This is a genomic window from Sulfitobacter sp. UBA4523 (assembly GCF_002388305.1).
Classification (GTDB): domain Bacteria; phylum Pseudomonadota; class Alphaproteobacteria; order Rhodobacterales; family Rhodobacteraceae; genus Sulfitobacter; species Sulfitobacter pontiacus.
In genome coordinates this window covers 8,873-33,984 of record NZ_DGMH01000047.1, presented here as the reverse complement: position 1 = coordinate 33,984, position 25,112 = coordinate 8,873, and the positions used below count along the sequence as shown (strand labels likewise).

Below are 25,112 nucleotides of genomic sequence, written 5' to 3'. Positions count from 1 at the left end.
CGGCGGGCAACCCCAGAGTATCAAGCCGCGCCCGCATATCAGCGGTGTCCTGCATCAACTGTGCTTCGCGTTTGGGCAGGTCGGATTGTCCCGCCTCTACCTGACTTTTCTTGAAGGCAAGCGCATCAACATCAGCCCCTCGCGCCAAATCATCCGCGTTGACGGCGACCTCGTCTCGCGCGGCCCGCAATGCGTGCACTTCGGCGACGGACCGTTCCCTTTCGGCAACAAGTGCGATCCGTTTCGTCATCATTTTAATCAAGTCTTCGCTGTCGAACTCCAGCGTCATGGGATAATGCGCGATAGGGGTAAGCTGTGCCTCTAGGGTTTTCCATTCTGTCGCCAATGGATGCGCATCAAGTATAGCCTCCAGCCGCGTTTTCTGAACGGAAAGCTCGGACTTGGCGGCGCGCAGACGTTGCTCTTCGGTTTGGGTGGCGTCCCGCGCAAGACGCAGATCGCGAAACGCGGCGGCGCTGACGTCATGATCCTTGATCTGCTGAACCAGTTCTGCATGCGCAGCCTTCAGCGCCGCGAACTCTGATTTTGTACCGCCTTTTAGATAAAGGTCACGATTGCCCTGCTCCACCCGCCCCAAGACCTGCGACAGATCGCTGATACCCGCCGCGGCAGAGAACAGCAGCTTCCCGATATCCCCCTCGCTTTTGGTAATCTCTTCGCCGCCGGCTTCGATTGTTTCATCGTCGAGACACAGCAGACTTTGGTATTCCTTTTGCGACACACCGCGCAGCGCCGCAGACAGCAAAGCATCGGGCACAGGTTGGCCCGCCCCGTCCACAAGATTGCCCGAGCGCTTGGGCAACCGGGACAGCTGGTGGATCTGCCCCTCAATATCGACGGTACCGCTGACGCGCAGGTTCGCGCGGGGGTGTTTGAAGGCATAGGGTTCACGCGCTGCAAAACCGTAAAGCAGCCGCAGATACCCCTCCATCAGGGTGGTTTTGCCCGCTTCATTCCGGCCAAAGACGATATGAAAGTCCGATCCGTTTGCGGGGCGCGCGCCGAAATCCAGCACGCGGTCGGTAAAGTGACCAAATCGGTCCAGCGCAAGCTGCTCCAGCCGCATCATTCGCCCGCTCCTCGCATCTGCGCGGCCATGGTCAACACCGCCTCGTCGGTCAGCTGCCGCAATAATGCCTCTTGCGCCTCTGCATCCGGTGCGAGGGCGCGGCGCTGATCAGCAGGCAATAGGCCAAGGATCTGGCTCAACTCTTGCTGCAACCTGTCCCGAGTGGCGGGTTCCTTGGCGATGTCCGTCATCAACTGCTGTACCTCGGCCACAGCACCATCCACCGCATCCTCAGATACAGCCGTTACATCCACCGACATCTTCTCGATCCACAGATCACCGATGCTTTCTGCGATTTCGTCGGCTTGAGCGCGCCAAACATCCGCCAACTGGCGTATCTGCCACGCCAGTGCCGTTTGCCCCGTCAACCGCAACCGCAAGATCGCCGCGCCCCGCCCGGCCTGTGCCTGAAACGCCGACCGCAGTTTGCGGCGCAGATCTTCGTCAGTCTCCGCCCCCGTCACATCGCAATCACAGCGGCGGAATTCCACGACCGAGGTCGCCACTTCGGAAACCGAGATCTTGCCATCCTCGATCGTCAGCAGGCTAGCGGACTTTGGCCCCGCCTCCCCGATATCGCGCCCTTGCGGCATGCCCGGCATCACGATCCAGGGGTCTTCGCTGTGCACCGCGCGTTTGTGAACATGCCCCAACGCCCAATAATCAAACCCAGCCCCCGCCAGTTCGCCGACCGACACAGGCGCATAAAGATCGTGCCCCTCGGCCCCCGCGAGAGAGGTATGCATCATCGCAATATTAACCGCCCCTGCCTCTGGCACGGTATACTTCGGCAGCAGGCTTTCCGGCGCGTGACGGTCGCGAAAGCTGACGCCGTGAATATAGACGGGGTGGTCCGCCAACTGAACTTTCTCGCCCCGCCCGTCGAACACATGCACGTTCGGCGGCAGGTCGATCTCCCCCGCGATCAGGTTTTCCGCGTCATGGTTCCCCTTGATATAGAACACCCGCACGTCAGCCTGCGCCAAACGATGCATCTGCGCGGCGAGATACGCGGCGGTTTTCGCGCTACGTTCTTGCCCGTCATAAAGATCGCCCGAGATCAGAAAGGCGCTGACCCTCTCGTCGATGCAATATTGCACCATCGTCTCAAGCGCTTGCCGGCTGGCGCCGCGCACCTGCGCGGCCAGACGGTCATCCTTCATCGCCAAACTACGAAGCGGTGAATCTAGGTGAAGATCGGCAGTGTGCAGAATACGAAGGGTCACGGACGGAGGCCACCTTGTTCACGGAAAACGCTGCGGTCTTTGTCACGTAGTTCACAATCCGTTGCAACGGGCCGCAGTCGTGTCTTGCGGCTTTGATCCGCTGATCTCGCGGGCTAAGACTGTCACACCCGCCTGATAGAAAGTCATTCGATGCATCGACACGATATCCCGCTGACCCAAGACCTGGTGCTGATCGGCGGCGGGCATGCCCATGCGTTGGTGCTACGCAAATGGGGGATGAACCCGCTACCGGGCGCGCGGTTAACCGTCATCAATCCCGGCCCCACGGCCCCATATACAGGTATGCTGCCGGGCTATATCGCGGGTCACTATTCACGTGAAACACTTGAAATCGACCTGGTGCGACTGTGCCGCTTTGCGGGCGCGCGTCTGATCCTGTCCCACGCCACAGATATCGATCGCACTGCGCGTCTGGTTCATGTCGAAGACCGCGCGCCTATTGCATATGATGTTGCCTCCTTTGATATTGGGATCACCGCTAAAATGGGTATCCCGGGGTTTGATGGCTTTGCTGTCGGTGCAAAGCCACTTGATGTCTACGCCAAACGCTGGCGCGATTTCCTTGCCGCGGTGACGAGCGGCGATATAGAGCCCGAAATCGCCGTGATCGGCGGCGGTGTCGCCGGTTGCGAGTTGTCCCTCGCGATGGCCCATGCCCTACGCAGCGCGGGGATCGAGCCTCGGGTCACCTTGCTACAGTCCGACCCGACACTTTCGGGCCTTGGCAACCGCGCGCGCCACACGGTCGAGGCCAAGCTTCGCGGCGCCAAGGTCACCCTACGCACCGGCATACGCGTCACGGAAATCGCCGCCGATCATGTCGTTCTGGGCAGCGGCGACAAAATCCGTTCTCAATTGACGGTCGGCGCTGCCGGTGCTTTCCCGCATGAATGGCTGGCGCAAACGGACCTCCCCTTGCGTGATGGCTTCATCGAAACAACGCCCGATCTGTCACTTCCCGGTGACCCAACTGTATTTGCCGTCGGTGACTGCGCAGCAATGCCCTTTGCCCCACGCCCCAAGGCTGGCGTGTTTGCCGTTCGCGCAGCACCCATCCTGTATCACAACCTTCGTGCCGCCCTCACCAATGGTCCCCGCAAGCCCTTCAAACCACAAAAACGTTACCTAAAGCTTATCTCCCTTGGGGAAAAATCGGCTTTGGCGGAAAAATTCGATCTTGCATTCTCGGGGCCTGCGTTATGGCGCTGGAAAGACCGGATCGACCGCGCCTTCATGGATAAACTTGACGATTTGCCGCCGATGCAACCGCCAGCTTTACCCGATACGTTGGCGCAGGGTGCCCGCGATATACTGGCCGCGAAACCCCTGTGTGGTGGCTGTGGGGCAAAGGTTGGAAACACAGTGCTTCGTGAAGGGCTATCGCCGCTTCAAGGTCCGACGGATGCGGCCATTCTTTCTGTCCTCGGCGATGATGCTGCGGTGCTAAAGCAACCCGGCGGCGGTTTTCAGGTCATCAGCGCCGATCACTTGCGCGCCTTGATCCATGACCCTGCCTTGATGACGCGCATCGCTGCAGTGCACGCCTTGGGCGACATTTGGGCCATGGGAGCGCAGCCCCAAGTGGCCCTTTCCAGCATCGTACTACCCCATATGTCTCAGGCGCTTCAGTCCCGGACACTGCAAGAAATCACCGACGCAGCCCGTGCGATATTCGACCACGCGGGCGCGACGATTGTCGGTGGGCACACATCGATGGGTGCTGAAATGACCATCGGATTCACCGTCACCGGCACGCGCGAAACGCCACCAATCACCCTGTCGGGCGCTCAAGCTGGCGACTGCCTTGTGCTGACCCGGCCCATCGGATCAGGAATTATCATGGCTGCGCATATGGAGGGCACAGCACAGGGAGCCGACGTCGCCCAGGCCCTAAACGAGATGGCAGAACCGCAGGACCGTCAAGCCTTCCACCTGCGTCGCGCCAATGCCATGACAGATGTCACAGGCTTTGGCCTTGCGGGTCACATCGCCGCCATCTGCCGCGCATCGCGCCTGAGCGCGGAAATCTCGGCGGACGCCATTCCCGTATACTCCGGCGCCCGAGACCTATCAGATCGCGGCGTGCACTCCTCGCTGTATCACCCCAACGTAGACAACGCCCCCACGCGAGGACGCAGCGACCCGCTTTTGCACGACCCCCAAACCGCAGGCGGCTTGCTGGCCGCCCTCCCCCCAGCCGAGGCAAAGATTGCGATCAGAGACATGGCTACCGAAGGAAAAAAAGCCTGTATTATCGGGCATTTGACCGACGGCGAAGGACCAATCACTGTGCTGTAGCTACACTCGGTGCGTCTGGCGATCCCGGGAGGACTCGAACCCCCAACATCCTGATTAGAAGTCAGGTGCTCTATCCAGTTGAGCTACGGGACCACTCAGGTCATCTCATAGCTAGTTTGCGTGGGATGAGCAAAGCAAAATCTATCCGTAATCCCCATGATATTGCCATCAAGTATCTCCTCTTCCGATAGTGTAAATCACCAATGGCTCCGCACAGGGACCCAATACTTATTGATCTTTCGGACTTAGCCGTCGACGATCCCAGGTGATACCGGCACGCACAACACGCGCCGGCGCGCCCACAGCCAAGCTATGTGCGGGGATAACCCCAAGAACCATGGAACGGCTACCGATCACTGAATGCTGCCCTATCTGCGCTCCTTTCATGATCCTGACACCATGGGCCAACCAGACATGATCCCCGATTTCGATATCTTGGGGCGGGTTGATCCGCTCCCCCGTTTCTACGTCAAGGATCGAATGCATATCACTGACATCCATGGTGATATCCCCGGACAGCATGCAATCCTCTCCAATCGTAATCGTGCCCGCTTCGTGGAGACTGAGGTGAGCCATCATGATCGTGGTGCGATCGCCAATGCGAATATGCGTATCACGCGCGCGGCATCGAAATGACCCCGCCAAACGACAATCTGCGCCAATATAGACGGCGCTCTCGTGATTCCTGAACTCAACCAAGCCACCGGAGATCACAGTACCCTCGCCGATCACCACGTGGTTATTGCGCCCGTATATATTAATCTGCACCCCTTCGGCGCAGGTAGCTGTTGGCGATATATCTACCTGATTGTTTTGACCATTATCCGTCACCAAAACGCCAAGATGCGTTTTGCTCACCTATGTCACCTCCCGTAAAATCCGAGCAAAAATTCTGTTGTAATGCTGAGTAAACTTAATCTCCCCTTAAGAGTGAGCGTGCTGATCTAGAGCTCTATCAACGCAACATAGAATCGAAATGATTGATTTTGTATAAACAGCTCAAAGCTCTCTTTGCCCGCTATATCGCCGCCCATCTAAGGGCCGTGGGGCGTCCAATGCACATTACGGACCCGTCCGGTGCCACGGTGGGTGCCGTTGATGTATTTGCCGTAAATGACGGGAACTTGAGGCTGGCGGGCTGGACGTTCGCGGATGATATCGTGCTGCATATGAACGGCGTAAAAGTAAGCGCTAAAGCTGACTTGATCCGTGACGACGTGACCAAAGCCTATGGTGGCGCGCGACGGGTCGGGTTCGACCTGACCACGCCGCTCGGCCCGACCGGCTTGCAAGAGATCGGGCGGTTTGGGGTCGAATTTCACCGTGTTCGCAATGGCACCTGGACAATTGCGCGAAGTCTAAAACTCCCTCACCTTTGGTGGATTCAAGCGCGATTGGTAATCAAATTCGTCATCGCGCTGATGCTGCAGTTGCCTGCCTATGGCGGCTGGCGCGTCAAACGGGACCCCGCTTTTCGCACGCGGATCAAACGGGGGCTGGGGCTATGCCCCGTTCACCATGCGCGCGAGCTTGACCCTGACCTATTCCGCGCCAATGCGCCTCCCCTCACAACGGCATCGGTGACGATAATACTGCCGGTATTCAACGCGCATGACCTACTGAAAGAGGCGCTGCGGCGCGTCGTCGACAATACCGATCTTCAGTGGCGCATTATTCTGATCGAAGATTGCTCAACCGATAAACGGATTCTACCGTTGCTGCGCGCGTGGTCTTTGGCACACAATGACCGTGCGACACTGCTTGAGAATGATCAAAACCTTGGGTTTGTAAAAAGCGTAAACAAAGGCTTGCGCTATGCAAAACGCTGGCCCGACACGGTAATTTTACTGAATTCTGACGCCTTAGTCCCGGCGAACTGGGCGAGCCGCCTTATCCGCCCCCTCGTTGAATATCCACGCGCCGCCACTGTAACTCCAATGTCTAACGACGCGGAAATTTTTACCGCCCCCCTCATATGTGCACCCCAAAAACTTGCCGCCGGACAGGGGGATCTTATAGATGTGACCGCCGCGCAGCTTAACCCGCAAAGCTATCGCGTGGCCACGCCGACCGGGGTGGGATTTTGCATGGCGATAAATCCCAGCTATCTCAGAACTGAACCGCAATTGGATGTCAGTTTTGGTCGGGGATACGGCGAAGAGGTCGATTGGTGCCAGCGCATCAGAGCAGCGGGCGGACAGCATTATTGCGCCGTTAACCTTTTCGTAGAGCATCGCGGTGGACAAAGTTTCGGATCGACAGAGAAGAAGCGTCTTATCGCGAAAAACAACGCTCTAATTTCAAAACGTTATCCCGAATACGATACAGAGGTGCAGCAGTTCATTGCCTCTGACCCATTAAAATCGCCCCGCCTCGCTTTGGCATTGGCTTGGCTCGGGGCACAAGACACGTATCCGGTCTCGATATATATCGCACACAGCATGGGTGGCGGCGCTGAATCGTATCTGCAACATCGGGTGAGAACAAAACATCACGCGTTGGGCCGCGCCGCTGTCGTAATCAGGGTCGGCAGTGCCATGCGATGGCAAATCGAATTGCATTGCCATGACGGAATAATCTCCGGCGGGACCAACAACCTCGACTACGTCAAACAACTTCTACACCCCATAAAACGGCGACGATTAATCTATTCCTGCGCGGTTGGGGATCAAGATCCGCTGACTATTCCAAGTGCAGTTCTAGAATTGAGCCAAACCGGCCAACAGGTGATAGAGTTTCTCTTTCATGACTACTTCGCAATCTCGCCAAACTACACTCTTCTGAACGATCAAGGAGTGTACGATGGCCTACCCCCACCTCACCTAAATGCCCCAGCAACCACAGGTGCACCGATAAGCATGACTCGGTGGCAAAGCGAGTGGGGAAAACTCCTGACCGCATCCCAAGAGATCGTGGTATTTTCTAAAAATAGCAAAGAAATTGTGCGCGCAGCATTCCCCAACTGCGCCGATAAAATTCAAGTTACACCGCATAGAATTTCCGACGCCGTGCCCCGTATCCCTCGGCCCCTCAGCCCAAAGCGCCCGGTGATCGGTGTATTGGGCGACATTGGTCTTCAGAAAGGCGCACAGATCATCAGCCGAGCGGCTGATGCGATAGATGCGCAAGGTGTCGGTCTGGTCATCGTCGGGAATTTCGATCCCGCCATTCCCCTCCCCCCCTCGGTGCCTATCCATGGAAGATATACCATATCAGATCTGGGAAAAATTGCCGCCCGATACGGCGTGACAGATTGGTTAATACCTTCCGTGTGGCCGGAGACATTCTCGTTTACCACGCACGAAGCTCTGACATCCGGTTTGCCCACCCATGCGTTCGCAATTGGTGCTCAGGGCGAAGCAGTTACCAAAGCTGAAAACGGTTTCCCTATTCCCTACTCAACCCAACAGGATTTGGCGGATATTCTGCTGTCTCACGTTAAAAATCACATCACCAAAACCTGGGCGGTGGCCTCATGAGCCAGATCTCAGTGCCCCTAAAATTTTTGCGAAACAATGGCATCGAGGTACTGAACCGGGGTGCTACGTCGATCAACCTCCCCAGACATACCGTGCTCGAAGCCCCGGGGAGCCTGAAATGGACACAGTATGAACACTCGTTAGAGATGGGTACGTTCTCGTATCAAGTCTCGGGATACTGTTTTGCCGCACGCATCGGCCGATATTGTTCATTCGGCGAATCCGTTCAAATAGGTCGGCAAAACCACCCGTTAGACTGGGTATCCACAAGCCCCGCTTTCTATCTTGGGGACCGAGTATTCGAACTTGGCGACGGTTTTGAGGCAGCCGAACACTACCACAATTATAGGACAGCTCACAGCAAGCCGCCCACCAAGGTAAAAATCACTACAATTGGAAATGATGTATGGATCGGGCACGGGGCGTATATCGCCGCCGGGGTCACCATTGGCGACGGCGCAATAATCGGGGCGCATTCGGTCGTGACCCGTGACGTTGCCCCTTATGCAGTCGTCGCGGGGAATCCGGCCTCTCTCAAACGAATGCGCCTACCGCCGAGCTTCATCAGTCTCATGTTAAAGTGCCGCTGGTGGCAGTTTGCGCCGTGGCAAATGGACCACCTTGATCCGTCGGATGTGCTGGAATTTTGTAGAGGGGTAAACACAATGCTCAAAGATGTCGCGCCTTTCGCCCCCCCGACGCTGGATCTGAGATCGGAAAACATTCAGTGAAAAAAGTCGCATTTTTACACATACCCAAAACCGCGGGCCAATCTGTGCACTCGGAGCTCACTAAAATTTATAGCAGCGCTCGAACCTCTCCTGTTCGCGTTCACCACCAAGCTTCGTCAGACGGTCAATTTCCCAACGGGTATGACCTTTACTCGGGTCACCTAGATTGGTGCCGCCTTCGTGAGACCCAGACAGATATCTTTGCGTTCACGGTACTTCGCGATCCATTTGAAAGGATCGCTTCTTTCTACTTTTATTTAAGAAATAAGGCCTTACGTCTCACGGACAGCCTGCTTTCGTCGCCTGGGCATATGGGGTTGTACAAAGTAAAAAATTGCTCCCCCGCCGCGTATTTCTTTGGCGGAAGTCCCGCTTGGCAACAGTTCATTAAGGATCACTACGACAATTTTTACTGTAGCTATCTCGCCACCGGGAAAGTTCGCGGGGCAGCCGAGGTCTGCCATTTCTCGAAAGATATACTTGTTGGTCAAGCGATAGGCGGCGCGCGGAAACTAGATAGGGTTTATCGCTTAAGCAGTTTAAATCTGCTTGAAAATGACATTCAAAACCTGACGGGGCGTCGTCCTTCGATTGTTAAAACGCGCATCAATGTTGGGCCAAAAGGCGTTCAGACAAGCCGTTGGCAAGATCTAATGACTCTGATCAACGATAAACCGGCACAGGAAAGACTGGCTGCGTTTGCTGAGGCTGACACAGCGTTACTTAATCACCTCAAAGACGAGGGCATGTTAATTTAACGCCGGTTCAGAACTGTTTGAGTTGTGCAAGCGCGCGCAGGGCTAGATCGCCCGCCTGTGTTTGCCGGTAGATTCCGAGCGAAGTCAGTGCCGCACGACCCTTAGTGTGACTTTGGGATCGCCAATCGAGAAACCTCAATAATTGCTCGCGAGCGGTCGCCGTCAGAACGGGAGCAATTCGGTACATCGCGGCCGCATTTGCATCGATCCAATTCACCAACGTACCATCCGCCATGCATCGAGCCCTGCGCCGTAAATGGCGAACAGGCGCGCCCACAAGATTTTCACCGTGTTGCCTGTATAATACCCCAGGTTTCTGATCATGAAAAATACCAAACCCTGCGCCTGTGATCGCCTGGTACATCCACCAATCATGAAAAGGAGTTTCCGCAACGTCGGTAGTACTTAAAATGCTACGCAGATAATTGGTGATGATAGGCGGAATCACAATCGTATTTCCGCGCAAAACATTCTGTACGATTGCATTTCCAAACCGATAAGGGCGTTTCAGCGTCGAAGACGTTCCCAAACGCTCCCCCGTTTCGTTCACATAGTAACTTCTACTACTGTAAACACATCTACCACCCAGCCGCCCGACGAGCGCGACAGCACGGGATAGTTTGTGAGGCAGCCAGACATCATCCTGATCGGAAAACGCCACCCACTTCCCGTCTAACTCATGGTTTCGCAACAATTTATAATAATTGGCGGCAACGCCCCTCTGAGGCCCTTTGAGCAAGTGAATATCATGGTGCGGTGTTTCCGCTTTGAAATTTTCAAGCGCCTCCCAGGTGCCATCGGTCGAGCCGTCATCGCTTGCCCAAAGGCTCCAATCCTGATGCGATTGCCCGCGGATTGAGGCCAGCTGATCTGCCAAAAACATGCCACCGTTCTTCGTCCCCATTAAAATGTGAACATGCGGTTCCGCCATCCCAAAGTCCTTCGTAGTTTAATCGACTTTCTCTGAACTACTTCGCGCGAATTAATAAACTGTGAGGACTATTGAATTAGGCACTGAGATCATGACCCATAATCCTGCCCAATCAACGACCACGCACCATACGCACGCGGCGCGCAAACAACAAAAACTGCGCGAGCGTGAGGAAGCTTTGCGACGCATCGAAAAAAAACGGCATGATAGGGCGCTTGCCGTTGCGGCGCGGGAAAAGAAACGAGAAACCGCCTCTCAAGCGACCATTCTGACACTGCCAGTCACGTCGATCGTCCCGCCTGTGCCACAAGCGCGCCTTCACCTACGTCATCGGCTTTCTTTTGTCAGCTTCATCATCATCGTTCTCGGAACCAGCCTGTTCGTGTCATGGTACCTTTGGGAGCGCGCTGCAGATCGCTATACCTCTATCGCCGGATTTGCTGTCCATAGCGAGGATATGAACTCGCCTGTCGAACTCTTGGGTGGGGTTGCAAATCTCTCGGGGTCCGGTGCCGCGGACGAAGAAGTTCTGTATCAATTCATTCAAAGTCAGCACTTGGTGGAGATAATCGATAAGTCTCTGAATTTGCGAAAAATATGGTCGCCCCCCGCAACGAACTCTGATCCGGTTTTCGGCTACCACGCCCCTGGTACGATCGAGGATCTGACCAAATACTGGGGTCGCATGGTCAATGTGTATAGCGATAGTAGCACCGGTCTGATCGAGGTTAAGGTGCAAGCATTTGCTCCCGAAGACGCGCGGGCCATTGTCCGAGCAATCTATGCTGAAAGCGCACAACTGATACATGAACTTTCCGCGATAGCGCGCGAGGATGCTACCCAACATGCTGAAGAAAACTTGGCGCGCGCAGCGCAGCGCCTCAAGGAAACGCGGCTTACGCTGGCCGAATTCCGCATGAGGAACCAATTGGTGAGCCCCGATACACCGCTTCAAATTCAAACTGGGTTATTGGCATCTTTAGAAGCAGAAATGACGGAAACGTTGATTAGCATCGACATGCTACAACAAACCAGCACGCCAACCGATCCCCGCTTGAAGCAAGCGCAACGAAGGCGCGACATAATAGCAGCGCGTATCTCGCAGGAGCATCAGAAATTGACTGCCGAGCAGGGTGCAATGCACTCCATTGGTTTCGCGGACCTTTTCGGGCAGTTTGAAAGCCTAAAGGTCGATTTGGAATTTGCTGAACAGTCTTATACCGCCAGCCAAGCCGCCTTTGATACAGCGGTTGCAGAGGCGCGAAAAAAATCCAAATACTTGGCGGCGTATATTCCTCCGACACTTGCAGAGACGTCGATTTATCCAAATCGCCCTTTTCTTCTAGGCGTCACATTCGCATCTAGCTTCGCCCTATGGGCGCTCATTATGCTGGTTTGGCACTCCTTACGAGATCGGCACTAGGATCGCCGATGATTGTCTTTCGAAATTTGACCAAATCCTATCATGTGCGGGGGCGGCGGAAGACTGTCGCTTCAAATATTAACGTTATTTTTCCCACTGGTATTTCTGTCGGGCTTCTAGGGCGGAACGGCGCTGGAAAATCTACGCTGCTCAAGATCATTGCGGGGGCAACTGACCCTACATCGGGCGAGGTCATCTCTGATGGCAGTGTATCCTTCCCAGTTGGCTTTGCTGGGTCGTTCCACCCCGACATGACGGGGGCACAAAACACGCGCTTCGTGGCACGGATTTATGGTGCAGACACGTCGGCCCTGGTCAACTACGTCGCCGATTTTTCAGAGCTTGGGGTTCATTTTCACCTTCCATTCCGAACATACTCCGCCGGTATGAAGTCGCGTCTGGCTTTCGGCGTTTCCATGGGGCTGCAGTTTGACACCTATCTGATTGACGAAATCACCGCTGTCGGAGATGCTCGGTTCAAACAGAAAAGTCGTTCCATTTTTATGGACCGCCTGTCCCGATCCGGTGCAATATTTGTAAGCCATTCCAATGGCATGCTACGAGAACTATGCACTGCAGGCGCTGTTCTAGAGGCCGGAAACCTAGAATACTTTGCCGACATTAACGATGCGATAGCACATCACGAATACAACATGGGGAAATGATCAGCTCATCCCAAGGCGTACCGTATGGCTCTTACTCTTCTGCCGGAAAACACCAAGCTTGCCTATTGCATCGGGGCTCAGAAAGCCGGCACGACTTGGCTTTATGAAACCTTGCGCACCAGCAGTCAGATTCATTTTTCGCGCAATAAGGAACTTCATTATTTCAATGTGATCGCGGGTAAGTCTGACCAGGTTTTTGACCTACGTATGAACACGGTGAAAACCTTGGCAAGGAAATTGGTGTCAGAACGCGGCCCCAAGAACCGGCGCAATCTTAGGGTTCTCAGCGAATTGGCTGACCTTTTGTCCATCTACACGGATGCGCCTGAACATCACGAGGCTTACCTTTCCTATCTTACTCGGGGATTTCGCCGCCAACCTGTGATCTGCGACATCACCCCGGCTTATGCGATACTGGACGCAAAGGACTTCTCTGAAATGGGGAGCCTTGGCGAAAGTTGTTTCATCTTTATTTTGAGGGATCCGATTGATCGTATGTGGTCTCAAATCAGAATGGCCGTTAGCGCGGATGCCGCCCAGGTAGCCGACTTTCAAACGGCTTGCGAGGCGCGCGCGCAGCATTTGATCGACAGTAAACGGCTGCCTAAGTTAGAGCGGGCGAACTATCGGCGCACGATGAGCGAGCTGGAAGCCGTGATCCCTCCACATCGAATTAAATATGTATTTTACGAAGACCTTTTTCACGCTCATACCATGCGCGATATCTGTATGTTCTTAGGTATTTCGCCGATTTCACCCAAAGCTGATCTTCGCAGTAATTCTGGTCGTCACGCCATGTTGCCAGAGCACCTAAAACACAGTTTTAGAGAGGCCTTTGCCCTACAGTATGACTTCATTTTAAATCGTTTTGGCGCGGCTACGCCCGCCCGATGGCAGATCAACAGCGCGCAGAGGGTACCAGGATGATAGGTCGGGTCGCATGCGAACGAAGTACAATGGTCTTTGCGACGCCACGCATTATCGTCGCGCTGATACTTCGCGAAATCGGGACCAGCTATGGCCGGTCCCCGGGTGGGTATATTTGGGCATTGGCTGAACCCGTTCTCGGGATCGCGCTGTTGACCGCAATATTCTCGATCGGGTTTCGTATGCCCCCCCTCGGAAACAATTTTCCAATCTTTTACGCTACAGGTTTGCTGCCCTTTCTGATGTTCGTCGATCTCAGCAACAAGGTCGCGCAGGCGATAAACTATTCGAAACAGCTACTAGCCTACCCGCGCGTGACTTTCGTCGACGCTATCTTGGGGCGGTTCATCCTCAATTTTCTCACTCAGCTTCTTGTAGGCTTTATCGTACTGAGTGGGATCATTTTTCTGTTTGATACGCGGGCCGCAATAAATGCATCAGACATCGTGTCAGCTCTGACTATGATTGCCGCGCTTTCACTGGGCGTAGGGGTGTTCAACTGTTTCATGATGTCGATGTTTCAGGTCTGGCAACGTGTCTACGGGATTTGCACGCGGCCGCTTTTGCTACTGTCCGGCGTCATCTTTTTATATGAAACGATACCCGAACCCTACCGCGGCTATCTTTGGTTCAATCCGCTGATCCACGTGGTCGGCCGCGTCAGGTCCGGATTTTATCATAACTACGACGTACCCTACGTCTCCTCAGCCTATGTCTACGCCGTTGCCGCAATACTGGGTCTTTTTGGCCTTGTGTTATTAAGGCGCTATCACCGTGACATTCTGGAACGGTAACGATCCCAGCGTGGCAGTTTAAACTTTAAAAGCTTTCGAAGTCGCCATTTAGGATAGATAGGTTTTCGACGCCCAACAGGTCCAGTGTTTTGCCGCTGCCAAAATCCAGCACGATATGCCCCTCGGCCCCTTTGCGTGCGAACGACTGAAGCTGGCTCATCGATAAACTTCCCCCACCCCAAAGGGCAGAATCCAGCGAAAGAGTGTCAATTTCGTTTTGAAAGCTCAGGATTGTGTCTTGGCCTGCACCATAGATAAACTGATCGGCCCCGATCCCACCGGACAGCACGTCGTTTCCCGCGCCGCCGTCAAGCGTATCGTGACCGGCATTGCCTTTGATCAAATCATCGCCGTCGCCGCCGATCAGCTGGTCGGCACCATTGTCGCCCGATAGCGTATCGTTCCCGGACCCACCGTTAACCGTATCGTTGTTGATCCCCCCGGCAAGACGGTCATTCCCGTTATCCCCCTGCAAGAAATCTGCCCCCGCATTTCCGAAAAGCTGATCATTCCCGCTGCCGCCAAGCAGTTGATCCGCACCGGCGCTGCCCTCCAAACGGTCTTTGCCGGCACCGCCCCACAGGCTATCGGCATTTAGCCCGCCGATCAGATGGTCATCGTCCCTATCCCCATAGAGTCTATCCGCACCGTTATTGCCCGTTAACGTGTCGTTCCCGTCGCCACCGCCAAGCGCGTCATACCCGTCGCCGCCCCACAGGGCGTCGTCCCCATCACTACCGCGCAAAGTGTCCCAGCCGATACCGCCCCAGATCTGATCCCCCTCCGTACCACCCTCAATCAGATCGCTTCCGCCGTTGCCATAGATCGTATCGGCCCCAGCTTCGCCAAGAATCGTATCATTGCCGCCTGCGCCCATCAGCCTGTCGCCATCCGCGCGCCCGCTGATATGATCATCGGCCGCATCCCCTTCCAGCACATCCGACTGCGGCGTGCCAACCAGAACCAACGGGGTCGGTGCGGTGGGAAGGGATGGCGTATCGGGTTCCTCTGGCAGGGTCCAATCCGGCATGAAACGCGACTGCCCAATCAGATCGATCGCTTGAACATCATCCTCGCTAAGGGACTGTCCGTTCGATGTTTTTATCTCTAGCCGCTCCTCACCAAAGGACAGAACCGCACCGTCTTTGGTCGAAGATATGGTCAACTGAGACCCATGTCTCAGGAACGGCCAGGCCGACAGATCAATGCTGTCCTGTGCGCTGTCGAAATCGGCAATCGTATCGGCCTCCCCATCTGCGGAAAGGACAAAAAGATCGCGGCCGGAACCGCCGGTCAGCAGATCACGGCCGCCGCCATCTCGCAAAATATCATCCCCTGCGCGCCCGGCGATATGGTCCGCGCCATCCCCGCCCGCTAGCAAATCGTCCCCCGTGCCGCCTGTCAGCGTGTCGGCTTGATCGCCCCCTGTTGCCGCCGCAACCCGGCCAGAAATATCCACCGTAAAGACGCTTAGCCCCGCTTCGGCACCTGAGGCGACGGCGAGGTGCAGTAAATCTCCTTGTACCGAAAAGTTAAGCGCCGACACCGCGTCAAGCGTGCTCCCTTCCGTGTCTTCGATCGACACCAGATGCATCAACCGGCCATCGTCCATCAATTCGAAGACCGAAACGCCGTCATCTCCGCCCGCCGCTGCCACATAGGCGCGGCCGTGATGTGTTGTGGTCTCGATCACATGCACCCCGTCAAAGCGCGTGTCCCGCGTGTCGAGGACGTGATCCGTTAAGGTTAATCCACCATTTGCCTCCAGCATCGCGACGCTCAAACTCGCGCTTCCCGCCGCGGCCAGTATCGCAAATCCATGCCCCCCAACGTCTACAAAAGCTGTCGCGCTTGGCCTGCCGATCCCCACGCCATCCTCCGCCGCGATACGAGAGACTTCTCGCGGGATACCATTCCCATCCAATTTGAACGAAATAAATGCGTCGTCCCGCGCCGAGGCCGTCAGCAGATACGGCGTGCGCCCCACATACCCGACGCTCAGGCCGGTCAGCCCTGCCTCTGACGCGACGCCACTGTCGCCTGATATGCGCGTCAGCGCCCCATTGTCGCCCATGCGCCACGACCCGATGCTATCCGCCCCCCGCACCAGCCCGTATAGATGGCTCTGCCCGCTTAAATCCAGCGTCTCGACGGCCAGTAACTGGGCAGGCACGGCACCACCGGTCACGGCAGAAACATTACCAAAGCGCCCATCATCTGTTAACGCAACGCGGGTGAGCGCGGCGTTATCCGCCCCCGTGAGCAATAGCGCACCGTCTACAACCTCCAGCCTGCTGGTGACTCCGGCCCGCGTGTCCCCGGCGATGGCCCGACTGTCCAGAAACCGAAGCCCCCCTTCCGCATCAATGCGATAGGCCAGCAAGTCACCGCCACCAAAGCGCGAGGTCGTGTACAGCACCGCCCCGGCAGAGGATTGGACAACCGCCATATCCGTCACCCCGGTCAGCGCCATATCCTCCCGCGCGGACAATGTGGTTTTATGCTCAAGCTCCATCGGTTTATTCCCCTACATGTTCCGGGGATAAAGATGGGCCGAATTCCTTAACGGCAGCTTCAGGTTTTAAGGCGGCAATGTGGCCCTTTCATACAATTTTCGGTTTTCGCAGATCAGAGGTATAGACCGCCGCTTTGCGTCGTGCCCGCGATATCGCCCGGCAGCACGGTCCCGCCACTTTGCACCACAGCGTTGCTGCTCACGTTAAAACGTTTGCCCGTGGCTGTGCCGGTGAAACCATGCCCGCTGAAATCCGCCTGCCCGGCCATCTCGCAGCTCACAAACGCAGTGGCAAAGTCGGGCGTATTCGCCAGCGTCACCGTCTGCATCCCCCGCGCCAGCACAGCCCCCTGCGACAGACGCAGATGATACGCGGCATCGCCGTCGATAACGTACGAACCCGCACCCTCGACGCGCCCGCCGACAATATCCAGATGTCCCCCCGCCGCGCCAAAGACGACCTCATCAACCTCTAACACAGCTTCCGGCAACACCCGGATCGCCGGGTCGGCACCGGTGGTCTCCATCCTCATCCCCCGCAATCTCAGACGCCCCGAAACCAGCTCGATCACCGACCCCGTCGCCGTCATCGTGACCGCGTCAGGGTCGCCAGCATTCCCGACAAGCTCAACCAGACCTCCCCCCAATGCCGCGCTTACCGCGACTGGCATAGGGCCCAGATCATAGCTTCCATCCGCCAACTGAACCGTGACGGCGTGGCCTGCGCTGTCCAAACGGGCGACGTCCTCCATCGCACGGCCTAGCGACGCAAAGGCAGCCGCCCCCGTGCCCCGCCCACTTTGCCCATCGCCACCCTGAAGGGGGTCCACGTAGTAAACGCGAGCGGCAGTCAGCCGCTCTCGCCAACCCGAGACTGGGGCGGTCACACGCCCGCTCGCCGCTTCAATGCGCAAAGCTTCCGCCCAATTTACACCGTCTGCGCTGACCTTGATGGCGAAATCATCGCTTCCCGAGGTCCCCATCTCGGCCCGCCCTCCAAAGGCGGTCTGGAACAGCAGACTGGCCGTGTCTCCTTCGGCTGCCTTGTTGATCTTCACCTGATGCCCCGCCCCGGCATTGTTGAACAGCACCGCATCCGACGCCACAACCAACCGGTTATACGCATCCGGCGTCGCTCCGACACCAAGCCGAGGCACATCTTGCAACGCCGGCACCGCCCAGCGCGCGCCGTCGTAAACCACTTGGGTTTGGCCGGGGGCCACAGATGCCACCCAGCCCGGCATCGGCGCGATAAACTGCCACGCCCCATCCACGAAAACCGCCACTTCTTGGTCATGCCCCGCCCAATCCCCCACAGCGTTTGAGGCCACCAGATACCGATCCCCCTCGGCTGCGGTCGCGGGCGGCGTAGTTTCGGTGAAAGACAGGACCGACAGTTGCACAATCGCATCCAAAAGCCGCAGCGCCTCGTTATGGGTCACATGCTTTTGCGCTTGCGACGGTTGAATATACGGAAGGGCGAGAACGGGGGATGTATCGGTCATATGGTGGCTCCTGTTCGGTAGATGTCGATCAGGACCAACCCTGCCGCAGACAGGTTAACGCGAGCCTGCACCACCGCACGCCCCTATCGAGTTTGCCACAGCGCCCTTTCAGTGCTTTGCTACCGACATTGAATAGCTCGGGGAACATCATGGCAGGACCGCTTTCAGGTATACGCATCGTTGAATTCGCGGGGCTCGGCCCAGGCCCCTTCGCCTGTATGATGCTCGCGGACCACGGCGCGGAGGTGATCCGCATCGACCGTCCGGGCGGCACCCGTGGGGGCCCCGAAAGCGACCCGAAAACCGATATTCTGCTCCGGTCCCGCAGAACAATCGAGGTCGACCTCAAATCCGCAACGGGCCAAGACGTACTGCGCGATCTTGTCGCCTCCGCTGACGGGCTGGTCGAAGGGTTCCGCCCCGGCGTTATGGAACGTTTAGGCCTTGGCCCGGAGGATATGCTGACCCTGAACCCCAAGCTCGTCTACGGGCGCATGACCGGATGGGGACAAACCGGCCCCTACGCGCCAATGGCCGGGCATGACATCAATTATATTGCCCTCAGCGGTGCGCTGCATGCCTTTGGTCGCAAGGGGGATAAACCCACGCCCCCCGCCAATATGGTCGGCGATTTCGGGGGCGGTGCCATGATGCTTGCATTTGGCATGGTCTCTGCCCTTTTGGACGTACAGCGCGGTGGTAAAGGCACTGTGATCGACGCTGCAATGACCGATGGATCGGCCCTGTTGATGTCGATGATCTATGCGTTTCACGGTCAAGGCTGGTGGCAGGATGACCGGGGTGTGAACATGCTTGATACAGGGGCGCATTTCTATGATGTCTATAAGACAGCGGATGAAAAATTCGTCTCTATTGGCGCGATAGAGCCGCAATTTTACATTCAACTCTTACACCTTTGCGGTCTGTCAAACGATCCCGTCATGCAGATCCAGAACGACCAAAGCCAATGGGACGCCATGCGCGATAAGCTTGCCCGCTTGATTGAAACCAAGACCCGCGCCGAATGGGACGAGATCATGATCGGCCACGATGCCTGCTATGCCCCCGTTCTGTCATTGGCAGAGGCACCTTCCCACCCTCACAACACCGCACGCGATACATTCGTCACCGCAGGGAACGTGCTACAGCCAGCGCCAGCGCCGCGATATTCGACCCATAAAACCACGCCGCCACGGATGCCCGACGGTCAAACCGATACCCGCACTATCCTCGCCGACCTTGGCTATGACACAGATCGCATCGCCACCATCCTTAATGCAGGCGGTATTGCGTAACGGCTCTTATCCGTCATTTCGCAACCAGCGGCTGACAATCCAAAACCGACCCGCTACAAGACCGCCTAGCACAGAGGGGCCAGCGGGCCGCAAGGAGCGGGGCACCCGGATATGACATCGCCACAACGCCACCCGAACGGGGCAGCCACATGACTACGATGATCCCCGCCTGGGTCAACGGCAAGCTTACCCCCGTCGAAAAGCTTGAAGTCCACCAGCGCGGTCTTCGCCACAAGGCCATCTCGGTTTTCGTCATGCGCGGACGCGAAACCCTGATCCAGCGACGGGCGCTTGGCAAATATCACACCCCCGGTCTTTGGGCGAACGCCTGCTGTACCCATCCGTTCTGGGATGAACCCTCGCTCACCTGCGCCAAACGGCGACTGGACGAAGAGCTGGGGATCAGCGGCCTAAGGCTCGACCATCGTGATCAAGTCGAATACCGCGCCGATGTGGGCGGCGGCCTGACCGAACATGAGCTGGTAGAGATTTACGTCGCCGAAGCCGTCGCGCTCACCGATGTGACCCCGAACCCCGCCGAAGTGATGGACATCGCCTGGGTCGACCTCTCCGACCTCGCCCGCCAGACCCAAACCACGCCAGAGCGTTTTACCCCCTGGCTGCGCATCTATCTGGCCGAACACATGGACAGCATCTTTACCGCTTAATCCTCAGTCTCGTCCGCTGGTTCTGGCGTAAACAGCATGAACAGCGCATTCCCTTCGCGCAGCAAATGCACCTCGGCATCACTGGCAGTCATATCCGGCCGGGACGGGCAGGTATCAGGCACCTCGTCACAGGCGACCGCCGTCTTTCCGGTCAACTGTTTCAGCCGGAACGGCAGCGCTTTGTAAGATTGTATGCCGGCCTTTAGCCCAGCGGCAATTTTCGATGAGTCGCCATAGACATAGACCGGCCCCTCTGTCGCCTGCACCTCCTGCGCCCAGAGTTTGGTATCGCTACGCCAATCATTGGACTGCCCATAGGCCAGAAACAGCTGGATGAACCACACACCGATGATCAACAGCAATAGATTGCGCCCTAAACGGCCGTATAGACCCTCATCCTCGCTCAATATCTGAACCGCACGCACCGCGGTCAGCGCAAAGAAAACCCAAAAGAAGATAAACGCGCGCGGCGGAACGATCACCCCCAGTTTCAGCGCCTGAACCACCGTCAGCGCCAGCCCGATCGCCATACCAGCCGCAAGGTACAAAGCCTCAAGCGGCGCGCGCTTGCGCAGCACATTCAGGCCAAGGATATAGACGAAAGGAATAAGCCCGATCAGCGGCGGATACCCGATGCCGGTCCGGTTGAGGAACAGCGTAAATGTTTCCCCCAGCTTCGGCAGGTTGGCGATCACCCCGCCAATACCGTCCCCCGCGGTCGGATCACGCCAATCGGCCACAGGCACGCCAAATACACCGTGAACCTGCCAGTTCAACGTATAGACCGTCAGCACCGCGACAACGAAGCTTGCGCAAAACAGCGCCATCAGCCCCGCCAGATCGCGGATTGACCGGTCCCGCGTGCGCGCAATGCAAATCGCCAACAGCAGCAGCGGATAGGTCGTATAGGCCATAAAGCTGACGATCACGAAAATCGGCAACAGCCAGCGCAACTGCGCGCTGGACAGGTAACAGGCCAGCACCGCAAACAGCGCCACAACAGCCAACCCGGGAATGAGCGTATTGAACCAGAGCGAGATCAACATCTCGGACGGGCAGACCACCAGCAGCAGGGCCAGCACAACAGTAAACCAGCGCTGCGCACTGGGCCCCATCGCCGCAACGGCAAACGCAGCGACAAACGCCGCCCATAGGCTCTGATACAGGGCAAAGTTCAGCCAGGCAGGCGTTACCACCTCGCGCAGGTGCCAGACGTAGTTCAGCCACCGCCCCTCGTGCAGGGTCTTGTTCCAAAAGGCGGGCGCATCCGCGAAAAGGGCGGGATAGTCATCATGGCGGATCATCGGATCCAGCAGATTTTGCCCCGTCAGCAGAAACGCCGCCACCAGTGTGATCAGGAAGACCGGTGCCAGCTGCAGCCGTTCAGATTCGGCCCGCATCACCAACTGCCGCCCGGCCGCCGCTGTCATACAGCCGCGCGACCCAGGGTTTTGGCACGGCGCGCCCGCAGGGCAAGCACCATCGCCCGCGCTTGCGCAATGGCTGTGACAACGCCGCGTGGCAGGGTCTTGACCACAGCCAAACGCAACCGCCAGCCAAGGCTACCCGCGTTGCGGAGCTTTTGGCCCGCAGGCACTTGGGTCGCGAGGATCTCTTTCGGCAAACCCGCGCGCCCGGCCTCATTCACGTAAAGGATCGCGTTGTAACGATACCAGGGCGCGATATCCTTGTTGTCCTTCAATGCAGGGCGCACGCAATCATAGGCGACATAACCCTTGGCCGCGAAAATATCCTGCCAGAAGGACAAGGGCTGTTCGTTCACGTGAAACTCGCCCCCCTGCCCGGTGACCGCAGCGGAAAACAACACACGATCAGATGCCCGCGTGAGACTATCAACCAGAACCTCCGAGGCTTCGGTGGGCAGATGCTCTCCGACCTCAAGGCTCTGCGCCAGATCAAAGCGGCGCCCCGTCTTTACCGGCTGTGTCAGATCGGCGGCCATGAACTGCTCTGGCGCGACTGCCAATTGCGCCCGGTCTACATAATCCCCGTCTACGGCCAGCACGTCCTCCGCGCCACCTTTGCGCCATTCATCCATCCAGACACCGCGCCCACTGCCCAGATCGATCACCGTCGTTGGCTTCAGCAAAGGAAACAGCAATGACACAAACGGTTTTGCCGAGGCACGCGCACTCTGGTTGATGTAGTCGAAAAATGTATCACTGTAGATATGGCTCATGACATGTACTCCGTCTTGGGGTGCGGCAAGGCGAACACCCATAGGGTCATCAAAATATAGTTCTGCACCGGCAGATACAGCGCAACGGCCAGCGCCGCCGCCCAGGCCGGCATCCCCAAAGCCGCTGCCAAAGGGCCCGTGACAAGCATCGACATGCCAAAACCGCAGCCAACCATGATGGCGAATTTGGTGATCTGGCTGCGATTGATCAGCCGCCGTTCAAAGGTGAACAGGGCATGACCGATGTACTGCAGCACGATCGCCAGAAAAAACGCCAGCGCATACGCTGCCGGTTGTGGCATCCCCGCCGCCAGAAACGCCGGATACATCGCCACGTAGGATAATGCCGTCATAATGCCGACAACCCCAAAGCGGGCGCACTTATAGTCAAAAACACGCATCAGGCACGCAACCGTTTCACATCGGGGACCATATCGCGCGTATCATCGCTGACAAAATAGAGCGGGCGGTCCTTGGCCTCGACATAAAGGCGACCGATATACTCCCCCAGAATACCCAGCGTCAAAAGCTGCGCCCCCGAGAAGAAGCTAACCGCAAGCACCACCGACGCCCAACCCGGTGCCGTCTGATACACGACCAGCGAATAGATCACATAAACGGCCATCAACGCCGCCATGAACAAGCTGACAAAAGAAAGGCGCGTCGCAAGTTTCAACGGCTTCGTCGAAAAGGCGGTCATCGCGTCGATGGCAAAGCGCATCATGGCGCGGAAGGGGTATTTGGTTTCGCCCAAGGCGCGTGGTGCGCGGATATATTCAATACCCACCTGTTTAAAGCCTGCCCAAGCGAACATCCCCCGAATAAAACGGGCCTTTTCCGGCATCGCCAGCACCGCATCCAGCGAGCGGCGGTTGACCAAACGGAAATCGCCCGTGTCCTGCGGGATCGGGACATCGGACATGGCATTGAGGAAGCGGTAGAACAGATGCGCCGTGGCTTTCTTGAACATGGTCTCGCCTTGGCGCTCGCTACGACGGCCGTAAACCACGTCAAACCCGCGATCCATCATGAACATCATATCGACCAGCAATTCCGGCGGATCTTGTAAATCGGCATCCAGCATAAAAATGCGTTCGCCCTGTGCTGCCTCAAGCCCGGCGGTCAGCGCGATTTGATGCCCGCGATTGGCCGAAAGCTTGATACCCACCAGTTGCGCACAGCCCGCTTGCGCGGCCTCGATCGCTTTCCACGTGGCATCGGTGGATCCATCATCGACCAGAATAATCTCGGCCCGATCTTTCCACGGTGCGATCGCCTGCGTCAGCCGCGATACCAGCCCCGGGATCGAGGCTTCTTCGTTCATGCAAGGGATCACAACAGAAAGATACATATCACACCGCCTGAATAATTGACCCGTTCAGGGGTAATGAGACGATGTGGCTGAAATAGGGCACCGATGGGTTCAATTTGCGAAACCTTTGGCCGTTAGACATTCCCTTTGAAACGTAAAAGGCCGGACATTTCTGCCCGGCCCTTGGTCGTCAATTGTGGTCAGATCATTTGGTGACCGCGTTCCCCACACTCAGGATCTGCGGCAGAATCTGCGAAACAGCGCGGCTCCATTTGGTGACGGGCTGCTGCGCGATAAAGATGATGTCATCAGGGCGCAGCTCGAACCGCGGGGCCAGCGCGAAATTCGCGGCGTTGCGGGCATCCAGATGCCACGCGGTAATGGCCCCCAGTTCGCGCGGGTCAGAGGAGGCGCGCAACACATAGACCTGCGACACATCGCCGGTCGAGGACGCCACACCACCCGCATCATACAAGGCATCTGCCAAGCTGGCCTTACGCTCGTACGGCAAGGCAAAGCGCGACTGCGTCCCGACTTCCCCCGCCAGATAGACATAGTCGCGGTCATCCGCACCAAGCTCTAGACGAGCTTTGTAGTTGTCTCGGGCCTCATCCAGGCTTGCACGACGAAGGGACACCTCAAGCTGCAGCTCTTGCAACGCCGAGGCGCGTGCCGCCTGACGCGCCTGAACCAAAGTAATCTGCTGCGCGAAATATTCCTGCGCACGTGCCAGTTCATATTCCGTATCAACAAAGATCGCATCGCCGGGCAGCAGGCGGGTCTTGGTCAGGCTCGCGCGGGAATAAAGCTGCGACAGCGGGATCTGATACAGCGTACCATCACGGTACAAACGGATCGAGGCATAGTCCTGATCCTCGACCGTGATCCCGCCAGCCGCGGCCAAGGCTTCTTCCAGATAGAGCGGCGTTAGCGTTACCGGCACAACAGTCGGCTGCGACACGGCACCCCCAATGGACACACGGCGCGAGTTGAACTCGGAAATCTCGAGGCTGAAAGTCGGGTCAATCTGGTTCTCGACCAGACGCTGGAACAAGGCCGCTTCGGCGTCTTCAATGGTCAAACCGGCGATACGCACACGGCCCACATCGGGAATGTTGATCGATCCGTCATCCTGCACCGTATAGCCTTGGCGCGCGTTTTGTGCGGCAAGCAGCCCGGTCAACTGTTCCACCGATCCGGCGGCACGCGGTGTGGCCAGCAGCACCACATCACCGATACCAATCTCGTAGGGACCGGGATCAACCGGGGGCGTT

The 25,112-nt window shown here is 57.1% G+C and carries 21 protein-coding genes and 1 tRNA gene; 10 read left to right on the top strand and 12 right to left on the bottom strand.

The window, feature by feature from the left end; translation table 11 throughout:
* Nucleotides 1-1,090: ATP-binding protein (locus B3849_RS10975; RefSeq protein ID WP_286780133.1), on the bottom strand; the 1,090-nt coding region annotated here is incomplete at its 3' end.
* The gene (locus tag B3849_RS10970; RefSeq protein WP_414718044.1) at nt 1,087-2,301 is read right to left on the bottom strand and encodes a metallophosphoesterase family protein; all 1,215 of its coding nucleotides are present in this window, start codon (nt 2,299-2,301) and stop codon (nt 1,087-1,089) included. The genes B3849_RS10970 and B3849_RS10975, both read right to left, overlap by 4 nt.
* A gap of 165 nt (nt 2,302-2,466) precedes the next feature.
* Between B3849_RS10970 and selD the strand changes: the two genes are divergently transcribed.
* Nucleotides 2,467-4,635 (top strand): selenide, water dikinase SelD, encoded by a 2,169-nt coding sequence (selD, locus tag B3849_RS10965; protein ID WP_286780132.1) that lies wholly within the window; start codon nt 2,467-2,469, stop codon nt 4,633-4,635.
* A 16-nt stretch (nt 4,636-4,651) separates the two neighbouring features.
* Here the strand turns inward: selD and B3849_RS10960 are convergent.
* Nucleotides 4,652-4,728 (bottom strand) — tRNA-Arg (locus tag B3849_RS10960).
* A 135-nt stretch (nt 4,729-4,863) separates the two neighbouring features.
* On the bottom strand, nt 4,864-5,493 hold the full coding sequence (locus tag B3849_RS10955; protein WP_278425781.1) for an acyltransferase: 630 nt from the start codon (nt 5,491-5,493) through the stop codon (nt 4,864-4,866).
* 128 nt (nt 5,494-5,621) lie between these two features.
* Here B3849_RS10955 and B3849_RS10950 point away from each other — a divergent pair, with 128 nt between their 5' ends.
* The 3 genes from B3849_RS10950 to B3849_RS10940 are packed head-to-tail and all read left to right on the top strand — an operon-like array spanning nt 5,622 to nt 9,603.
* Nucleotides 5,622-8,114, top strand: a complete 2,493-nt coding sequence (locus B3849_RS10950) for a glycosyltransferase (RefSeq protein ID WP_286780131.1) — start codon at nt 5,622-5,624, stop codon at nt 8,112-8,114.
* A complete protein-coding gene (locus B3849_RS10945) occupies nt 8,111-8,845 on the top strand; it encodes a CatB-related O-acetyltransferase (protein ID WP_074636735.1) in 735 nt (244 codons plus the stop codon). Before B3849_RS10950 ends, B3849_RS10945 begins: the two co-directional genes overlap by 4 nt.
* Nucleotides 8,842-9,603, top strand: a complete 762-nt coding sequence (locus B3849_RS10940) for a sulfotransferase family 2 domain-containing protein (RefSeq protein WP_286780130.1) — start codon at nt 8,842-8,844, stop codon at nt 9,601-9,603. The genes B3849_RS10945 and B3849_RS10940 overlap by 4 nt, the downstream gene beginning before the upstream one ends.
* Nucleotides 9,604-9,610: 7 nt before the next feature.
* On the opposite strand, the gene B3849_RS10935 is transcribed toward B3849_RS10940, so the two are convergent.
* Nucleotides 9,611-10,534 carry a glycosyltransferase family 2 protein gene (locus B3849_RS10935; protein WP_278425928.1) on the bottom strand — a complete coding sequence of 308 codons (924 nt, stop codon included), beginning with the start codon at nt 10,532-10,534 and terminating at the stop codon, nt 9,611-9,613.
* 91 nt (nt 10,535-10,625) lie between these two features.
* Here B3849_RS10935 and B3849_RS10930 point away from each other — a divergent pair, with 91 nt between their 5' ends.
* Genes B3849_RS10930 through B3849_RS10915 form a run of 4 tightly spaced genes read left to right on the top strand, consistent with a single transcriptional unit; the run spans nt 10,626 to nt 14,343 of the window.
* The gene (locus tag B3849_RS10930; protein ID WP_278425927.1) at nt 10,626-11,957 is read left to right on the top strand and encodes a capsule biosynthesis protein; all 1,332 of its coding nucleotides are present in this window, start codon (nt 10,626-10,628) and stop codon (nt 11,955-11,957) included.
* 8 nt (nt 11,958-11,965) lie between these two features.
* Nucleotides 11,966-12,622 carry an ABC transporter ATP-binding protein gene (locus B3849_RS10925; RefSeq protein WP_286780129.1) on the top strand — a complete coding sequence of 219 codons (657 nt, stop codon included), beginning with the start codon at nt 11,966-11,968 and terminating at the stop codon, nt 12,620-12,622.
* Between the two features lie 24 nt (nt 12,623-12,646).
* Nucleotides 12,647-13,549, top strand: coding sequence for a sulfotransferase (locus B3849_RS10920; protein WP_278375824.1), 903 nt, complete (start codon nt 12,647-12,649; stop codon nt 13,547-13,549).
* 29 nt (nt 13,550-13,578) lie between these two features.
* Nucleotides 13,579-14,343 (top strand): ABC transporter permease, encoded by a 765-nt coding sequence (locus tag B3849_RS10915; protein ID WP_009825770.1) that lies wholly within the window; start codon nt 13,579-13,581, stop codon nt 14,341-14,343.
* 25 nt (nt 14,344-14,368) lie between these two features.
* On the opposite strand, the gene B3849_RS10910 is transcribed toward B3849_RS10915, so the two are convergent.
* Nucleotides 14,369-16,858: a M10 family metallopeptidase C-terminal domain-containing protein gene (locus B3849_RS10910; RefSeq protein WP_286780128.1), complete on the bottom strand. Its 2,490-nt coding sequence runs from the start codon at nt 16,856-16,858 to the stop codon at nt 14,369-14,371.
* A gap of 113 nt (nt 16,859-16,971) precedes the next feature.
* Complete coding sequence (locus tag B3849_RS10905) at nt 16,972-18,363, bottom strand: DUF2793 domain-containing protein (protein WP_278425924.1); 1,392 nt, start codon at nt 18,361-18,363, stop codon at nt 16,972-16,974.
* A 149-nt stretch (nt 18,364-18,512) separates the two neighbouring features.
* Here B3849_RS10905 and B3849_RS10900 point away from each other — a divergent pair, with 149 nt between their 5' ends.
* Together B3849_RS10900 and idi are read left to right on the top strand one after the other, a co-directional pair.
* Nucleotides 18,513-19,658, top strand: a complete 1,146-nt coding sequence (locus B3849_RS10900; protein ID WP_278425923.1) for a CaiB/BaiF CoA transferase family protein — start codon at nt 18,513-18,515, stop codon at nt 19,656-19,658.
* Between the two features lie 149 nt (nt 19,659-19,807).
* Complete coding sequence (gene idi / locus B3849_RS10895) at nt 19,808-20,326, top strand: isopentenyl-diphosphate Delta-isomerase (RefSeq protein ID WP_278425922.1); 519 nt, start codon at nt 19,808-19,810, stop codon at nt 20,324-20,326.
* Here idi and B3849_RS10890 read toward each other — a convergent pair.
* From B3849_RS10890 to B3849_RS10870, 5 genes are all read right to left on the bottom strand, one after another.
* The gene (locus B3849_RS10890) at nt 20,323-21,726 is read right to left on the bottom strand and encodes a hypothetical protein (RefSeq protein WP_278425921.1); all 1,404 of its coding nucleotides are present in this window, start codon (nt 21,724-21,726) and stop codon (nt 20,323-20,325) included. The genes idi and B3849_RS10890 overlap by 4 nt on opposite strands.
* Before the next feature lie 26 nt (nt 21,727-21,752).
* Entirely contained in the window at nt 21,753-22,526 is a 774-nt protein-coding gene (locus tag B3849_RS10885; RefSeq protein WP_037942343.1) for a methyltransferase domain-containing protein, read from the bottom strand.
* Nucleotides 22,523-22,927, bottom strand: a complete 405-nt coding sequence (locus B3849_RS10880; RefSeq protein WP_286780127.1) for a GtrA family protein — start codon at nt 22,925-22,927, stop codon at nt 22,523-22,525. The genes B3849_RS10885 and B3849_RS10880 overlap by 4 nt, the downstream gene beginning before the upstream one ends.
* A complete protein-coding gene (locus B3849_RS10875) occupies nt 22,927-23,877 on the bottom strand; it encodes a glycosyltransferase family 2 protein (RefSeq protein ID WP_037965791.1) in 951 nt (316 codons plus the stop codon). Before B3849_RS10875 ends, B3849_RS10880 begins: the two co-directional genes overlap by 1 nt.
* A 166-nt stretch (nt 23,878-24,043) precedes the next feature.
* Nucleotides 24,044-25,112: polysaccharide biosynthesis/export family protein (locus tag B3849_RS10870; RefSeq protein WP_286780126.1), on the bottom strand; the 1,069-nt coding region annotated here is incomplete at its 5' end.

Coding starts and splice junctions, on each gene's coding strand:
- B3849_RS10930 (WP_278425927.1), top strand. CDS start 10,626: ATGACCCATAATCCTGCCCAATCAACGACCACGCACCATACGCACGCG.
- B3849_RS10945 (WP_074636735.1), top strand. CDS start 8,111: ATGAGCCAGATCTCAGTGCCCCTAAAATTTTTGCGAAACAATGGCATC.
- idi (WP_278425922.1), top strand. CDS start 19,808: ATGACTACGATGATCCCCGCCTGGGTCAACGGCAAGCTTACCCCCGTC.
- B3849_RS10935 (WP_278425928.1), bottom strand. CDS start 10,534: ATGGCGGAACCGCATGTTCACATTTTAATGGGGACGAAGAACGGTGGC.
- selD (WP_286780132.1), top strand. CDS start 2,467: ATGCATCGACACGATATCCCGCTGACCCAAGACCTGGTGCTGATCGGC.
- B3849_RS10905 (WP_278425924.1), bottom strand. CDS start 18,363: ATGACCGATACATCCCCCGTTCTCGCCCTTCCGTATATTCAACCGTCG.
- B3849_RS10885 (WP_037942343.1), bottom strand. CDS start 22,526: ATGAGCCATATCTACAGTGATACATTTTTCGACTACATCAACCAGAGT.
- B3849_RS10910 (WP_286780128.1), bottom strand. CDS start 16,858: ATGGAGCTTGAGCATAAAACCACATTGTCCGCGCGGGAGGATATGGCG.
- B3849_RS10880 (WP_286780127.1), bottom strand. CDS start 22,927: ATGCGTGTTTTTGACTATAAGTGCGCCCGCTTTGGGGTTGTCGGCATT.
- B3849_RS10925 (WP_286780129.1), top strand. CDS start 11,966: ATGATTGTCTTTCGAAATTTGACCAAATCCTATCATGTGCGGGGGCGG.
- B3849_RS10890 (WP_278425921.1), bottom strand. CDS start 21,726: ATGCGGGCCGAATCTGAACGGCTGCAGCTGGCACCGGTCTTCCTGATC.
- B3849_RS10920 (WP_278375824.1), top strand. CDS start 12,647: ATGGCTCTTACTCTTCTGCCGGAAAACACCAAGCTTGCCTATTGCATC.
- B3849_RS10915 (WP_009825770.1), top strand. CDS start 13,579: ATGGTCTTTGCGACGCCACGCATTATCGTCGCGCTGATACTTCGCGAA.
- B3849_RS10900 (WP_278425923.1), top strand. CDS start 18,513: ATGGCAGGACCGCTTTCAGGTATACGCATCGTTGAATTCGCGGGGCTC.
- B3849_RS10875 (WP_037965791.1), bottom strand. CDS start 23,877: ATGTATCTTTCTGTTGTGATCCCTTGCATGAACGAAGAAGCCTCGATC.